The sequence below is a fragment of the Caballeronia mineralivorans PML1(12) genome (assembly GCF_001028175.1).
GTDB lineage: Bacteria > Pseudomonadota > Gammaproteobacteria > Burkholderiales > Burkholderiaceae > Caballeronia > Caballeronia mineralivorans.
The window spans coordinates 15,621-30,808 of the sequence record NZ_AEJF01000121.1; the positions used below are offsets into that span (position 1 = coordinate 15,621).

Below are 15,188 nucleotides of genomic sequence, written 5' to 3' on the forward strand. Positions count from 1 at the left end.
ACTTTAATGCGGGAGAGAGGGGAACGAAAATCAGCCCCCCAGAACGTAACCAGCGCCTACTACGGTGCGAATCAGCGGCGTCGGGAAGTCGCGGTCCACCTTGGCGCGCAGCCGGTGCATATGCATGTCGATAATATTTCCGCGCGGCTCGAAGTCATAATTCCACGCCGCCTCGAGCAACATGCTCCTCGTCACGACCTGCCCGGCATGGCGCATCAGGCATTCGAGCAACAGGAATTCGCGATGCTGCAAGTTCAGGTTTCGTCCGGCCCGGGAAGCGGATCTGGCCCGTGTATCAAGTGAAAGGTCCGCGCACGACCACACGTGTCCCGTGCGCCCCCGATTGCTCCGGCGCACGAGCGCCTCGACCCGCGCAAGCAGTTCCGCGAACGCGTAAGGCTTGACCAGATAATCGTCGCAGCCGGCCTGGATGCCCTCTACCCGATCCTTCAGCCCACTGACCGCCGACAGCATCAACACCGGCGTAACGTCCCCGCCCGCGCGCAATTGCCGTACCAATTCCACCCCGTCCAGAGCGGGCAGCAACCGATCGGTGACCAGCAGGTCGTAGATCCCCTCGCGTGCGAGTACGAGGCCCGTGGCGCCGTCCTCGGCGGTATCGACTATGTGGCCGCTCTCCGTCAGCCCGCGGGCCAGGAACAGCCTGCCGCGCGCATCGTCTTCGATCACTAGAATCCGCATACGGGACTATCCTCGCGCGCTTGCATTAAAATTTTTTCATGCTGAGGCGAAATGCCCGACCGGTTCGGCGCGGCATACTGCCATGGCAAAGGGTAGTTTACAGGCGGTGCGCGGCGAATGTTCCGCCCGGGCACACCCGCAACAGGAGACAGTATGCCGAACGTACTCGTTATCGAGGACGACGCTCAAACCCTCGACGAGATCGTCGAGGCACTCACCGACCACGGCTGCGCGGTCGACACCGCGCAAACCGGCCGCGAGGGACTGATGCTAGCAATCGCCAACGCCTACGACGCGATCGTGCTCGACCGCATGCTCCCAGGCGGACTGGAGGGCCTCGGCATGCTCGCGTCGCTGCGCAGCGCAGGCGTCGTTACGCCGGTGCTGATCCTGAGCGCGTTGTCTGCGGTCGACGAGCGGGTGCGCGGCCTGCGCGCGGGCGGCGACGACTATCTGACGAAACCCTTCGAGTTCATCGAGCTGACGGCGCGGCTGGACGCGCTGATGCGTCGCCGCGACGCGCCGCCGAGCGTGCAGGAATATCGCGCAGGCCCGCTGCAACTCGACCTGCTCAAGCGCGAAGTCACCTGCGCCGGGCGGCCCGTGGCCTTGCTGCCGCGCGAGTACCGGCTGCTCGAGTACCTGATGCAGAACCAGGGCCAGGTGGTCAGCCGCACGATGCTCTTCGAAGCGGTCTGGGATTATCGGCTCGATGAACGGACCAACGTGATCGACGTGCATATCAGCCGTCTCAGGAAGAAGCTCGATCCCGCCGGGTCGATGCCCATGATTCATACCGTGCGCGGTTCGGGATACCTGCTTCGTGCGCCTGACTGAACTCCATCGCACAACAAGCTTCCGGCTCGCGACGCTGTTCCTCGCGATGTTCGGCTTCGCCTCCATCCTCCTGTTCGGTTATCTGTATGTGGAGATCACCGGCTTCGAGACGGAGCGTGTGGACGAGTGGCTGCGCCGCGAGCACGCTCAGCTGATTCGCGAGCATCCGGACGATCTCGTCGCCCGCTTCGAAAATCAGAACAAGTACGATCCGCACACGCAACGTCCGTTCGGTCTTTTCGACGCCAGCGGACATCATCTGGCCGGCGGATATCCAGGTGAGCGCCCGGTTATTCCGGCCTTCGACACGCCGTTCACGCTGCGCCTACATGGCCTGCAACATAATCCTCCGGGCCGTTGCATCGCCGCGCATTTCACGGATGGACGAGTCGCGCTTCAGTGCCAGAACACGCGCGAACTCGATCACTTCGATGAAGAACTGGTGCACGCCCTGCTCTCCGCCGCGGTGCTGACGCTCGTGGCCGGGCTGCTGGGCGCGGCGCTGATCGGCGTGGGGTCGGTGCGCCGCCTGGATGCGGTTACCGCGAGCATCAAGGAAATCGTCGCGGGCAACCTGAGCCAGCGTCTGCCCATGCGTTCGAAGCAGGACGATCTCGACCGGCTAGTGCGCGTGGTGAACGGCATGCTCGATGAAATCGAGCGTCTGATGCGCGAGGTCAAGGGCGTGTGCGACGCGATTGCACACGACCTGCGCACGCCGCTCACGCGGCTGATAGCCGGTCTTGAACGGGCGCAAAGGCGCGCGACGACGAAGGAGGAATATCGCGCCGCGCTCGACCATACGATCGTCGAAGCGGGCGGCATGTTACGCACTTTCAATGCGCTCTTGCGCATCTCCGAGATCGAGAGCGGCGTGCGGCGAGAGAGCTTCGAGCCGGTGGATCTTGCGGCGGTGGCAATGGATGCCGTCGAACTCTATGAGCCGGCAGCGGAGGACAAGGACATCACGCTCGTGCTGGAGCGGTCATCGCCCGAGCCTTATCCAGTGCATGGAGACCCCAGCCTGCTGTTTGAGGCGCTCGCCAATCTCGTGGAAAATGCCATCAAGTTCGCGCCGCCGGAAGGCCATGTTTGCGTGCGCCTGTTCAGCGACGCCAGCGGCTTCGGCGTGTCGATCCGCGACGACGGTCCCGGCATCTCGGTCGAGGAGCGCCAGGCCGTGCTGGGACGTTTCTATCGCGGTGAAGCGAGCCGACATACACCCGGCAACGGACTCGGCCTGAGCCTGGCGAATGCGGTAGCCGCGATGCACGGCATGGAAATCCGCTTCCCGGACGTTGAGTCTGGCTGCGAAGTTCAGTTGGCCAAGCCGCACGAATCGCCTGATACAAGGAGCAGCCGCCGGGAAGCGGCCAGCTCGCTGACTGCCACGAGTTGACGAGGCTCGCGCCCGTCAGCTCTCCTCATGCTCCCTGACAATGTAGCCGAGCCCGCGCAAGGTCATGATCCGCGCGGTGGAGTGCGCAAGATGCTTGCGCAGGCGGTGGATGTATATGTCGATTGCGTCGGCGCTTGCTTCGTCATCGAGGCTGAAGACGCTTTCTATCAGCGTCGCTTTCGAGACCGTCTTGCCCTGCTTGAGGATGAGCGTCTCGAGAATCGCATGCTCGCGGCGGCGCAAGGTAAGTAGCTCGTCACGCACGCGGAACTCGCGTGTGTCGAAGAGATACTGAAGGTCGCCGCAAACAATCTCCTGCCCTTGGTCACCCGCCGACTGCCGTCGTATCAGCGCCTTGATGCGCGCAACCAGTTCGCGGGCGTCGAACGGCTTCACGACGTAATCGTCCGCTCCGGCGGCGAAACAGGCGACCTTGTCATCCGTCGATCCGTTCGCGGTCAGCATCAGCACGGGCACGTTGTCGCGCTTGCGGCGCAATCTCGCCAGCACGTCTTTTCCGCCAATTCCCGGCAAGCGCATGTCGAGCAGCACCGCGTCATAACGTTGGGTGCTCAGCAGCGTGCCAGCATGCTCGCCGTCCGGTGCCCAGTCGACCGCGAAGTTTTCAACCTGCATCAGATTGATGACCCAGCGCGCGAGTTCGGCGTTGTCTTCGACCAGTAGCAGCTTCATGCTTCACTCCTCAGTGTCTTGTCGACCGTGCGTGTTTCCTCACGCCCGGTGCGCAACTCGACGGTGACCACCAGCCCAATTCCTCCCGCGCCAGCCGCGAGCGCCACTGTTCCGCCCTGCCGGTACGCAATCTCGCGCACGATCGCCAGTCCGAGACCCGTGCCCTCCGTATCCGACGACGCGCGGTAGAAACGCTCGAAGGCGCGACTGCGCGCTTCGGCCGAGATGCCGGGGCCATTGTCCACCACCCGCAGGATCACCCTGTCTTCATCGCGCTGGGCGGTGACTGTCACGCAACCGCCGGGTTGGGTATAACGCAACGCGTTGTCGACAAGGTTGGTGACGAGCGCCGTGGTCAGCGCTTCGTCGCCGATGACAATCAAGTCCTCCTCCAGTTCCGCCCCAAGGTCTATGTCGCGCTTCTGCGCAAGCACAATGAGCTGTTCGAGCACGCCGGCAATCACCATCGTCAAGTCGACCTGGTCCTGCACGCCCGATGGCGTCACCGACTCGGCTTGCGCCAGCAGCAGCAGCTTGTTGGTCAGCGTCGTCATCTTGCGGCTGCTGGTATGCATGCTGGTGAGCGCATCGGACAGCGGTTCGTCGTGACCACCGCGTTGCCGGGCAAACTGGATCTGCGCGTCGAGCAAGGTCAGCGGCGTGCGAAGCTGGTGCGCCGCGTCCGAGATGAACTGGCGCTGCGTGGCGGTCTGCTGGCTCATGCGCGAGATGCATTGATTGATTGCATCGACGATAGGCCTCAATTCAAAGTGCAGGTTCTCGGCGCGGATAGGCTCGAGCTGCAACGGACCGCGATCGGCGACGTCGTCCTTGAGCTTCATCAGCGGGCGCAGCTCGAATGTCAGCCCGAGGTAGACCAGGGACATGGCCAGCACGAGCATCAGGAACAAGCGGATGAGTTGCGGGTGCCAAAGCCGCGTCACCATGGCGTCACGTGAGCGCTGCGTCTTCGCGACCGCGACCGTGACCTCTTCGGTGCGCCCGGAGTCGAAAAGCTGGCGAACATAAGCAACCGCCCTGACGCGCCGCCCGTCGTCCAGTGTCGTGGTGTAGAACACGGGCACGGACGAAAGTCCGGCTGGCAAGCGCAGGTCGGGATTGCCGGCGAGCAGCCGGTGCTGCGTGCCCTCGACCCTGTAGAACACATTGTCCTGCTCGGGCGACTCGAACAACTCCAGTGCGGCGGGCGGGATCTGCACGACGATATTGCCGTTGTCCCAGTCGATATCCTCGCCAATCACACGCACCGACGACAACAACGCGTTGTCCTGGAGCAGGTCCGCGGTCTCCTGCATGTTTTGATAGGACAACGCACCGGAAACCGCGACGAACAACGCCAGGGGCAGTAGAAGCCACCACAACAACCGACCACGCAGGCTGCCCGAAATCACAGTGAATTGCCCCTCCGTGTGGAGAGTCCGGCGAACGTCAAAACGCAGCCGGCTTCCACTTTAATAAATGACGTTCGAGGCTGGTCAGCAAATAATCCGCGGCGAGTGCCACCACAGCGAGCACGATCATGGCAGCGAACACGCCGCTTGCGTTGAACGCGCCCTGCGCCGTCGAGATTAGCAGGCCTATGCCCTGCTTCGAACCGAGAAATTCCCCAACCACCGCGCCGACCAATGCGAAGCCGAAGCTCACATGCAGGCTTGCGAGAATCCAGCTTAGCGCCGACGGAATCACGACGCTCATGGTCACCTGATGCTTCGAGGCTCCCAGGATCTGCGCGTTCGCAATCATGTACCGGTCCGCTTCCCGCACGCCCTGGAACGCATTGCCAAAGACCACGAAGAACACCATCACGACGGCCAGCGCGACCTTGGACGCCATCCCGAGACCCAGTGCAATAACGAACACGGAGCCGAGCACGACACGCGGTATGGAGTTGGCGATCTGTATGTAAAGGCTGAATACATCGGACAGCAACTTGTTACGGCCCAGCACTATGCCACACACAATACCCGCCACCGAGCCGATCAAAAATCCCAGGCCCGTTTCTTCCAGCGTGACCAGGACTTGAACCAGCAGCGGCCCCTGCGACGTGCCGTTCGTGAACCATTCAACGAGCTGCTGATAAATCAGCGACGGCATGGAGAAGAAAAACGGATCGATCCATTTCTGGCGCGCCGCCACTTCCCAACCGCCCAGCACAAACACCAGCACTGCGATCCGCAACGCGATAATGGTCCACTTGCGCGCCCTGATGCGCCGTTGCGCGATCTGCTCATCCTTCGCCAGCGACGTCAGATCCGGATGGCCGCTTGCTGCCGGGTCGTTCATCTTCAAGCTTCCTTGCTTACCCAATTTTTACTTCCTCGCGCAAGTCGTGCCAGATTTGGCGCGAAATCTCAACAAAACGCGGTTCATAGCGGATCTCGGAGGTCACGCGCGGGCGCGGCAGATCGATCTCGTACACGTTCTTGAGGGTGGCCGGCCGGGCGCTCAGCACGAACACGCGATCGGCCAACGCGATGGCTTCTTCAAGGTCGTGCGTCACGAACACGACCGAGCCCGCGTTGCCCGACCATAACTGCAGCAGTTCGTCCTGCATCAGCGTGCGCGTCTGCATGTCGAGCGCCGAGAACGGCTCGTCCATCAACAAGATTTCCGGATTGTTGATGAAGGTCTGCGCCAGCGCCACGCGCTTGCGCATGCCGCCCGACAATTGATGCGGATAATGTTTGGCGAACTTGTCCAGTCCCACGCGACGAATCCACTCATGCGCCAGGTCGTGCGCCGCGGCCTTCGACCGCCCTCGATACAGCGGCCCGGCCGCCACATTCTCCAGCACCGTGCGCCAGGGAAACACTGCGTCGGCCTGGAACACGAAACCGATACGCGGATCGATACCGTCCACCGGCTGGCCCATCACGCGCACTTCGCCCGTGGTCGGTTTCAGCAAGCCGGTAATCATGCTGAGCGTGGTGGACTTGCCGCAACCGGTCGGACCGACGATGGCGACGAACTCGCCCTTCGCCACCGACATGCTGAAGTCCCGTAGCGCGAGCGTCGCGTGGCCGTCGGGTGAAATGAAGCGGCATGACACATGATTGAACTGGATTGCCGGCGTGTCCCGAACGGAAGGCTGATTCATCCAATACCTCACTTCACCTGATTCACGAACTGATTGGTGAAGGTCCTGGACAGGTCGATATGCTTGTCCTTGACCGACGGGTTGAAACCCGCAAGCACTTTCAGAACCGTATCCGGACCATCGGCGGGCATCTTGCCGTCGACGGTGTACATCGGCAGCGAGGCCTTTAGCGCACTGACGTACAGGGCTTTGTCGCTGCCGTAGTAATCCTTCGGCATCTGCGCGGCGATCTCGTCGGCGCTGTGGGTGTGCAGATACTGCAACGTGCGTACGAACGCGCGCGCGAGTTTCGCGGCTTCGTCCTTGTGGGTATCGAGCCAGGCGCTCTGGACATACAAACTAGATGCCGGGTAGGTGCCGCCGAGCGCGGCGCGCGTACCCGCCACGTCGCGCATGTCGACCAGCACCTTCGCGTCGCCCGACTTGAGCAGTTGCGAGACCGTCGGCTCCGTGGTCATGCCCGCGTCGATGCGGTTCTGCTTGATGGCCGCAATGAAGCTGTTGTCAGCGCCGACCGGCAGCACCGAATACTGCGAGCTGGAAATGCCGTTGAGGTGCGCGAGATACTGCGTCAGGAAGTTGGTCGACGAGCCCAGCCCCGTCACGCCCAGTGTCTTGCCCTTGACGTCGGCCATGCTCTTGATCGTGGCGGCCTGGCTCGACGCCACCATTTCCACTTCGCCCGGCACCTGGCCGAACACGACGATCGCCCTGACCTCCTTGCCCTTCGCCTGCAGGTCGATCGAATGATCGTAGAAGCCAACGACGGCTTGCACGGCACCTGCCAGCAACTCGTTTTCCGCATCGACGCCAGCGGGTTGCGAGAGCAGCTCGACGTCAAGACCTTCGTCCTTGAAATACCCAAGTTGCTCGGTAAGCCGTGCAGGCAGATAGATAAGCTTGGTGATGCCGCCGACCATGATGGTCACTTTTTGCGGATCCGCCGCTTTGGCCGGCGATGAAAACACGGACAGCGCCAGACAGGATGCGAGCGCGAATTTCGTGAGGCGGGCTGAGCGGCTAAAGGCGTGATTCATTATTGTCTCCGTTTTTGACCCGATGACCGGGCTGGCGTCTGATTGATCGCCTTATAAAAATTCTACGGGGGTGAATCCTTCTCCAACCTTTCACGTTTCCGCTTTGATGGGCTGCTGCGGGTTTGTCCTGAGTGATCAGAGGCTCGGATAGTGTGACGGGAAGGCTTGCTGTATCTGCCGCGAGCCGAAGCTACGCCGCGGGTCGTTTCCGGCGCAGGCAAGGCAACGTCACACGATGCTCTTCAACCGGTAACCCACGCCGCGAATGGTCATGATCTGGTCGGCGCCAATTTTGCGGCGCAGGCTGTGCACATGGACTTCAATCGTGTTGCTGCCGATTTCCTCGCCCCATCCATACAGCTTCTCTTCGAGTTCAGCACGCCTGAACACGCGCGCCGGTTGTTCAAGCAGGACCTGAAGCAACGCAAACTCGCGAGGCACGAGCGGCAACGGCACGCCGTTCTTCGTCGCTTCATGCGACACCGGATCAAGGCTCAGTTCACCATGCGAGTACGTCGTCTGCTTCTGGCCGGTGCGACGCCTGAGCAGCGCCCGCACCCGCGCGCTGAGTTCGTCCAGATCGAAGGGCTTCATGAGATAGTCGTCGGCGCCGGCATCCAGGCCGCGAATGCGATCGTCCACCGCGTCCCGTGCGGTCAGGATGATGACCGCTGCATCGCCCCCTGCTTTGCGATAACTGTTCAAGACATCGATTCCGTCCCGCTTCGGAAGACCGAGATCAAGCAGGACCAGGTCGTATACGCCGTTGCCCAGCGACAGTTCCGCCTCGCGCCCGTCCGCCGCCCAGTCGATGGCGTAGTCCGCGCGACGCAAGTGGTCGAGCACGGTCTCCGCAATCATGTCGTCGTCTTCAACCAATAGCAGTCTCATTGCCGCCTTCCATCTCTTAAGCATTCAGATTCCACCATTGTTCTTGGGGCGAGCTTAAGGGTTGCTTAAGGTGACTTTTAATCGATGAAGTTATCGATTTAGCGGTTTCCGTGTCGTGATAATCACCCTTTTTACGCGGCCGTAGCACACGGGCTTCGGCACTTGCTTAAGGCATGCTTAACCAGGTCGAATAATAAAAAAATATACCGCTCAATACGCTGTTAATACTGCCGATACACCGTAGGCATTACCGCAACTTACCTAACCCGGGGAATATCCAAATGAACGTCAGTCCACTCAGCCAGCCGGCAACGCCGCCGGCGACTGCCGCTGTTGCAACGACGACTGCATCAACGGCGTCTGCGTCAACGGCTGCATCGACAAGCACTACATCAACAACCGCAACCAGCAAGACGGCCGCTGCGAGCCCGGCAGCTCCGCCGCCGTCGTCGACGACAGTCAGCATCAGCAACGCGGCGCGCGCAGCGTTGGCGGAAGCCACTGAATCAGCAGCGACGACGGCAAAGGAAGCTGGCGGTGGCGATATGCAAGCGCAGAGGCTGTTGGCAAAAGAAGCCGCCAATAAGATCGGCTAAGCTGAAGTAGACGCGTTCGAGGTTGCGGGAGAGCAACCTCGAACGGCTGACTATGATGGACTGGGCTCAGATGGACTGGACTCAGCGCATTTTGCGCGTGCCGGGCAGCATCCTGCCCAGGGTGCCGTCACGGATGACGAACTGATGAAACAACGCAGCAGCGACGTGCACGCCAATGAGGACCAGCAGGACCCAGGCGGTGAGTTTGTGGACGTCACCGAGCGTATGCCCAAGCGCTGAACCTGTAGTCGCGAGTGCCGGCAGCGGCACGACATGGAACAGCGACACATCCCACCCGCGCGCCGACGCGTTGGCCCAACCCATCAGCGGCAGCGCGATCAGCAGCACGTACAGCAACCCATGCGTGACGCGAGCGGCCAATCGCATGACTGGTGGCACAATTTGCGATTCAGCAGGCGGCTTGTGACTGAAACGCCATGCGAGCCGAATCAACACCAGCAGCACGATCGTTGCACCCACAGACAGATGCAACCCGACCAGACCAACAGGTTTCGTGTCTCGATGTACATCGGGCATAAGCCAGCCGATCGCGTACTGCACGGCTAGCACCAGCACGGTGAGCCAGTGAAAGAACTTGGCGGGCGCGCTGAAGGCTGGGGTTTCACTTGTCTGCATCAGGAGGTCGCTGGAAGGGTTGTTTTTGGGGTCGACTGTTCGCGTTGCGGCCAGCATAAGCGAATGGAACCTATCTTACATACTAATAAAACAAGCGCCTTAGCAGAGACTTAGGAGTGGTCTCGCGCAAGCCTCTTACTTGCGAGCCGAAACGCCAACGCGCGCTAAAGCAAATGATAATAAGTCGCATGAAAACCATCGCTGGCATTCTCCAGCACCAGTCGCCCGCCGTTGCGGCGAGCGATCTCCGACACGATCGACAGTCCCAGCCCGCTGCCGCTGGACGCCGTACCCGGCACGCGATAAAACCGCTCGGTAATACGCACAAGCTGGTCATCGGGAACACCTTGTCCGGAGTCCTTGACGCTGCAGACGAGGAAACCCTCCCGGTTCACCACGGCCACGTCGACCTTCCCCCCTTCAGGCACATACCTCACCGCGTTGTCGACGAGGTTGCGCAGGGCAATGGTGACCGCCGACGCATCCAGGTCGACCTGGAGGTCGTCCACCTGCTTAAGCCCGAGATCCACATTTTTCGCATTGGCTACGTTCACTGCGTCCTGGATTGCATCCGTCGCGAGCTTATGAAGCGACACGAGCGAGCGCGCAGGCGCCGCCGCATGTTGTGAGCGCGCCAACGCGAGCAGTTGCTCGACCAATCGCGCAGTCCGGTGCACGGCGACTTGCAAGGCCATCAACCGCGTGCGCGCGTCCTCGGGATCGGTTGCGACCGTGAGACTCTCCGCCTGCAATGTCAGCGCGGCCAGCGGCGAGCGTAACTCGTGCGCAGCGTCGGCAATAAACCTCCGCTGCTGGGCCATGGCATCCTTGAGCCGGCTGATCAGGCGATTGATCGAGCGGATGAACGGCAGCAACTCCTTCGGGATTCCCGCCTCCGACAACGAGTCGAGCGTGACCTCATCCTGCCCGTCCACCGTTGCGGCCAAGCGACGTACCGGCGCTAGCGCACCGCGAACGATCAGCACGATGACGATCAGCAGGAGCGGCGTCAGTGCGAGCATGGGCACCAGGGTTCGCAGCGAGCCGTCGTGTGCGATTTCGTCCCGGATGGTCGACCTCTCAGCCACTACCAGGCGGTCGCCACCCTGCAGCGTCTGTACATTGACTCGCCAGCGCTTGCCGTCGAAGTCGACGTTCTGAAAGCCGTCGGCGAGCGTCTCGAGCCGCGGCAAAGGCACGTCCGTGCTCGTGCCGGCCCCACCCGGACTCACGCGTGAAATAATCAGCGACATACCGGCGTCATGCTCGTCTGGCCACATTACGGTGGGAGTCGCGGGCACCAGCTTGCCGCTGTTGACCAGGACGCCGATGTCATGGAGATGGTGGTCCTGCAGCCGGCTAGCTTCGCGATAACCGCCAACGAACGACAGCACGCTGCCTATCAACGCAAACAGCACAATGATGCCGATGATCGACCACGTCAGTTGCCTTGTCAGCGCGCGTGGTTTTCGTCCCGATCGACCATCCATCCCACACCTCGTATGTTGCGAATCGCGCTATGCCCGATCTTTTTTCTAATCGTATGGATCAGGTATTCGACGGCGTTGCTGTCGACCTGCTCGTTCCATCCGTACACCCGGTTCTCGAGCTCACTCCTCGAGAGAATGATGCCGGGACGCGAGAGCAACGCTCTCAGCACCGCAAATTCGCGACCCGACAAACGGCATTCGACGTTGTTATACACCGCGACCAGCGTACGCGGATCGAGCGACAGCTTGCCGCTCGAAAGCGTGGCGTCGGGATGGTGGCCGAGCTTGCGGGTTGCCGCGCGCAGCCGCGCCAGCATCTCGTTCAGGTTGAACGGCTTGACCAGGTAGTCGTCGGCCCCGCTGTCGAGCCCTTCGATCCGGTCATCCACGCCGTCACGCGCAGTCATGATCAGGACCGGCGTGTCCGTGTCACGCTTGCGCAGGTCGCGCAAGATGCTCAGGCCGTCTCCCTGGGGGAGGTTCAGGTCGAGTAGCACGGCGTCATGTTCACGGCCGAGCAAGGCGCCCATTGCCGAGGGCGCGTCCACGACCCAGTCCGCGACATAAGCCGCGTCGTGCAGTGCGCGAGCAATCGCGGTGCCGATCAGCTCGTCGTCCTCTACTACCAGGATGCGCATGCGAATATTTTCCGTTGCATGAGTTTACAAATGATTCAAGTTGCCTAATTATGGGCTAAGTATGTCGGTCTATTTTACTTTGAGGTGCGGCAGCACGCCGTTTTTTACATGCTTGCTTTCAGCGTTTTCCCTATTTGTCACGCTGCGGACATTTTCGCAGTGCTTTGTGCGTCTATTGCCGAAGTGCGGTCAGATAAAAATCACTAAAGGCTATCGGCTAACTTTCATTTTCATTTTGAAGACAGTTGCCCCTCTCTTTTCTCAAGACCGGTGTCAAACTCACCGTCCGCAGGACCTCGACTCCATTCAAAATGGTTAAGCCTTTCACGACTCCGCGGTTTCATTCGTTCCGCGCGATCGATCCCCGTATTTACCCATATTGCGTCTTCCCGGAGTACCCATGAAAACACTGTTCCTGCAGGCCCCTTCTTACGACGGCTTTGATGGCGGAGCGGGTTCGCGTTATCAGGCCAAGCGCGAAGTCCGATCGTTCTGGTACCCCACGTGGCTCGCGCAGCCGGCCGCACTGATTGAAGGAAGCCGCTTGCTCGACGCCCCCGCCGATGGACTCTCGGTGGAAGCATCGCTCGACATTGCACAACAATACGATCTCGTTGTCATTCATACGAGCACACCGTCGTTTCCGACCGACACGCTGTTCGCCGAGCAGTTGAAGCAGAGGAAACCGACCGTGCTCGTCGGCATGGTGGGCGCGAAGGTCGCCGTCGACCCGCACGATTCGCTCGCGGCGAGCGAGGCGATCGACTTCGTGTGCCGCGAGGAGTTCGACTTTACCTGCCGCGACATCGCGCAGGGCCTGCCGCTGGCCTCTATTCCCGGCCTGAGCTTTCGCCAGCCCGATGGCGGGATCATGCACAATGAAGCCCGGCCGATTCTCGAGAACATGGACGAGTTGCCGTTCGTCGCGCCCATTTACAAGCGCGACCTGAAGATCGAGAACTATTTCATCGGTTATCTGAAACACCCGTACGTATCGATCTATACCGGGCGCGGCTGCAGGTCGAAGTGCACCTTCTGCCTCTGGCCGCAGACCGTCGGTGGGCATCGTTACCGCACCCGTTCCGTAGAGAACGTGCTGGAAGAAGTGAAGTGGATCCGGGACAACATGCCCGAGGTCAAGGAGATCATGTTCGACGACGACACCTTCACCGACTTCAAGCCGCGGGTTGAAGAAATCGCGCGCGGACTCGGCAAGCTCGGCGTCACGTGGTCCTGCAACGCGAAAGCGAACGTGCCTTATGCCACGCTCAAGATCATGAAAGAGAACGGCCTGCGCTTGTTGCTGGTCGGGTATGAGTCGGGCGACGACCAGATCCTGCTCAACATCAAGAAAGGCTTGCGTACCGACATAGCACGCCGCTTCAGCGAAGATTGCCGGAAGCTTGACATCAAGATTCACGGCACGTTCATTCTCGGTCTCCCGGGCGAAACCCGCGAGACGATCGAGAAGACTATTGAATACGCGAAGGACATCAATCCGCACACCATCCAGGTGTCGCTGGCCGCGCCCTATCCCGGCACGACCTTGTACAAGCAAGCGGTCGACAATGGCTGGCTGCAGGAAAACAAGGTCATCAATCTCGTCAGTTCAAAGGGCGTGCAGCTTTCAGCAATCGGCTATCCGCACCTGTCGCGCGACGAGATTTATCACGGCCTCGAGGAGTTTTATAAACGCTTTTATTTCAGGCCGTCGAAAATCTGGGAAATCGTCCGCGAGATGCTTTCAAGCTGGGAAATGATGAAACGGCGCCTGCGTGAAGGCGTGGAGTTCTTCAAGTTTCTTCGGGCGCACGAGGCATGACCCCGGACGTGCCCGGTCAATTTTCCGGCTTGTCGCCTCCCCCGAGGCGTAGAAGGTTTCGAGGGCTGTACGTCAGAATCGCGTGGCTGGTAGTTGCCGTCCTGCTGACGGTGTTCGCCATCCACGAAGGCAGCCCTCACCTGGCGCGCGTTACGCTTGGATGGGCAGCCTATGTGTGCGGCGCGAGCGCGGTCTTCGGAATCCTGTACATGCTGGCTGCGGCGGCATTGACGAGGCGCTTTCTTGCGGGCGCCTGCGCCGAGCCCAGTTCGTTTCCGGGCGTGACTATCGTCAAGCCGCTGCATGGGAACGAGCAGGCGCTGCTCGAAAACCTGTCGGGATTCTGCAAGCAGAATTATCCCGGTCCCGTACAGTACCTGTTTGGTGTCCACGACAAGACGGACCCCGCCCTCGACGTGGTGGGACGTTTGCGGGAACTGCATCCGCAGGCTGAGATCTCGATCGTGGTCGATTCCCGGCTGTATGGTCCGAACCGCAAGATGAGCAACATTCTCAACATGTTGCCGCACGCCCAGCACGACATCCTGGTGTTCGCCGATAGCGACGTGGGGGTCGGGCCCGACTATCTGCGCGGTATTGTCGGCGAGTTGCAGAAGCCTGGGGTCGGCCTGGTGACCTGTCTTTATCGCGGGCTGCCGGATGCCGGTTTCTGGCCTCGCCTGTCCGCCAAGGCGAGCAACTACCACTTCCTCCCTAGCGTGGTGGTCGGCATGGCGCTTCGGCTTGCGCGCCCCTGTTTTGGGCAGACCATTGCGTTGCGTCGGGCGACGCTTGAGAAAATCGGGGGTTTCTCGCAGTTCACCCATCATCTCGCCGAGGACCATGCAATTGGCGAAGCAGTGCGCCAACTGGGAGAAAAGGTCGTCGTGCCGCCGATCATCGTGACGCATGCGTGCGTCGAGACCAGTGCCTCGCAGCTCATTTCTCACGAACTGCGCTGGAGCCGCACCATTCGAACGATCGATCCGGCCGGGCATCTCGGTTCGGCACTCACGCATCCGCTCGCGTTCGCCCTGTTTGCTATCGCTCTGTCCGGCGCCGCCGTGTGGACCTTGCCGCTCACGCTTGCGGCCTTGTTCACCCGGCTGGCACTGAAACTGCAATTGGACCACGCGCTTGGTCAGGCCTCGAGCGACCTCTGGTTATTACCGATCTGGGATCTCGTCTGCTTCGCCATTTTCGTCAGCAGTTTTTTCTCGACTCGCGTACTCTGGAGAGGTTTCCAGTTCAAAGTCGGCCGTGATGGCCTGCTTTATCCGCTTGGGGAGAAGTAAATCGTTGTTGTTCAAAATCCTGCCTTCGCATGGG

General features: G+C 60.9%; 15 protein-coding genes. 4 read left to right on the forward strand and 11 right to left on the reverse strand.

Going from position 1 to position 15,188, the window contains the following annotated elements; all coding sequences use genetic code 11:
• Positions 1-30: 30 nt before the first annotated feature.
• Positions 31-702, reverse strand: a complete 672-nt coding sequence (locus tag EOS_RS18935; RefSeq protein ID WP_047848215.1) for a response regulator transcription factor — start codon at positions 700-702, stop codon at positions 31-33.
• Positions 703-855: 153 nt separating this feature from the next.
• Between EOS_RS18935 and EOS_RS18940 the strand changes: the two genes are divergently transcribed.
• Both EOS_RS18940 and EOS_RS18945 read left to right on the forward strand, forming a co-directional pair.
• Positions 856-1,539 carry a response regulator transcription factor gene (locus EOS_RS18940; RefSeq protein ID WP_047848216.1) on the forward strand — a complete coding sequence of 228 codons (684 nt, stop codon included), beginning with the start codon at positions 856-858 and terminating at the stop codon, positions 1,537-1,539.
• Positions 1,526-2,938 (forward strand): sensor histidine kinase, encoded by a 1,413-nt coding sequence (locus EOS_RS18945; RefSeq protein ID WP_053063964.1) that lies wholly within the window; start codon positions 1,526-1,528, stop codon positions 2,936-2,938. The genes EOS_RS18940 and EOS_RS18945 overlap by 14 nt, the downstream gene beginning before the upstream one ends.
• A 15-nt stretch (positions 2,939-2,953) precedes the next feature.
• Here EOS_RS18945 and EOS_RS18950 read toward each other — a convergent pair whose 3' ends face one another.
• From EOS_RS18950 to EOS_RS18995, 10 genes are all read right to left on the reverse strand, one after another.
• Positions 2,954-3,631 carry a response regulator gene (locus EOS_RS18950; protein ID WP_047848217.1) on the reverse strand — a complete coding sequence of 226 codons (678 nt, stop codon included), beginning with the start codon at positions 3,629-3,631 and terminating at the stop codon, positions 2,954-2,956.
• Positions 3,628-5,040 carry a sensor histidine kinase gene (locus EOS_RS18955; protein ID WP_047848279.1) on the reverse strand — a complete coding sequence of 471 codons (1,413 nt, stop codon included), beginning with the start codon at positions 5,038-5,040 and terminating at the stop codon, positions 3,628-3,630. Before EOS_RS18955 ends, EOS_RS18950 begins: the two co-directional genes overlap by 4 nt.
• A gap of 40 nt (positions 5,041-5,080) precedes the next feature.
• Positions 5,081-5,935, reverse strand: coding sequence for an ABC transporter permease (locus EOS_RS18960; protein ID WP_047848218.1), 855 nt, complete (start codon positions 5,933-5,935; stop codon positions 5,081-5,083).
• A 16-nt stretch (positions 5,936-5,951) separates the two neighbouring features.
• Positions 5,952-6,749, reverse strand: a complete 798-nt coding sequence (locus EOS_RS18965; protein WP_047848219.1) for an ABC transporter ATP-binding protein — start codon at positions 6,747-6,749, stop codon at positions 5,952-5,954.
• An 8-nt stretch (positions 6,750-6,757) separates the two neighbouring features.
• Complete coding sequence (locus EOS_RS18970; RefSeq protein ID WP_047848220.1) at positions 6,758-7,786, reverse strand: ABC transporter substrate-binding protein; 1,029 nt, start codon at positions 7,784-7,786, stop codon at positions 6,758-6,760.
• A 228-nt stretch (positions 7,787-8,014) separates the two neighbouring features.
• Positions 8,015-8,677: a response regulator gene (locus EOS_RS18975; protein WP_047848221.1), complete on the reverse strand. Its 663-nt coding sequence runs from the start codon at positions 8,675-8,677 to the stop codon at positions 8,015-8,017.
• A 247-nt stretch (positions 8,678-8,924) separates the two neighbouring features.
• The gene (locus EOS_RS18980) at positions 8,925-9,179 is read right to left on the reverse strand and encodes a hypothetical protein (protein ID WP_047848222.1); all 255 of its coding nucleotides are present in this window, start codon (positions 9,177-9,179) and stop codon (positions 8,925-8,927) included.
• A gap of 175 nt (positions 9,180-9,354) precedes the next feature.
• The gene (locus EOS_RS18985) at positions 9,355-9,909 is read right to left on the reverse strand and encodes a cytochrome b (RefSeq protein WP_047848223.1); all 555 of its coding nucleotides are present in this window, start codon (positions 9,907-9,909) and stop codon (positions 9,355-9,357) included.
• A gap of 164 nt (positions 9,910-10,073) precedes the next feature.
• Positions 10,074-11,399 (reverse strand): ATP-binding protein, encoded by a 1,326-nt coding sequence (locus EOS_RS18990; RefSeq protein WP_047848224.1) that lies wholly within the window; start codon positions 11,397-11,399, stop codon positions 10,074-10,076.
• Positions 11,363-12,037 carry a response regulator gene (locus EOS_RS18995; protein WP_047848225.1) on the reverse strand — a complete coding sequence of 225 codons (675 nt, stop codon included), beginning with the start codon at positions 12,035-12,037 and terminating at the stop codon, positions 11,363-11,365. Before EOS_RS18995 ends, EOS_RS18990 begins: the two co-directional genes overlap by 37 nt.
• 400 nt (positions 12,038-12,437) lie before the next feature.
• Here EOS_RS18995 and hpnJ point away from each other — a divergent pair, with 400 nt between their 5' ends.
• Both hpnJ and hpnI read left to right on the forward strand, forming a co-directional pair.
• Positions 12,438-13,859: a hopanoid biosynthesis associated radical SAM protein HpnJ gene (gene hpnJ, locus EOS_RS19000; RefSeq protein WP_047848226.1), complete on the forward strand. Its 1,422-nt coding sequence runs from the start codon at positions 12,438-12,440 to the stop codon at positions 13,857-13,859.
• A complete protein-coding gene (gene hpnI, locus EOS_RS19005) occupies positions 13,856-15,154 on the forward strand; it encodes a bacteriohopanetetrol glucosamine biosynthesis glycosyltransferase HpnI (protein ID WP_082163424.1) in 1,299 nt (432 codons plus the stop codon). The genes hpnJ and hpnI overlap by 4 nt, the downstream gene beginning before the upstream one ends.
• Positions 15,155-15,188: the final 34 nt, after the last annotated feature.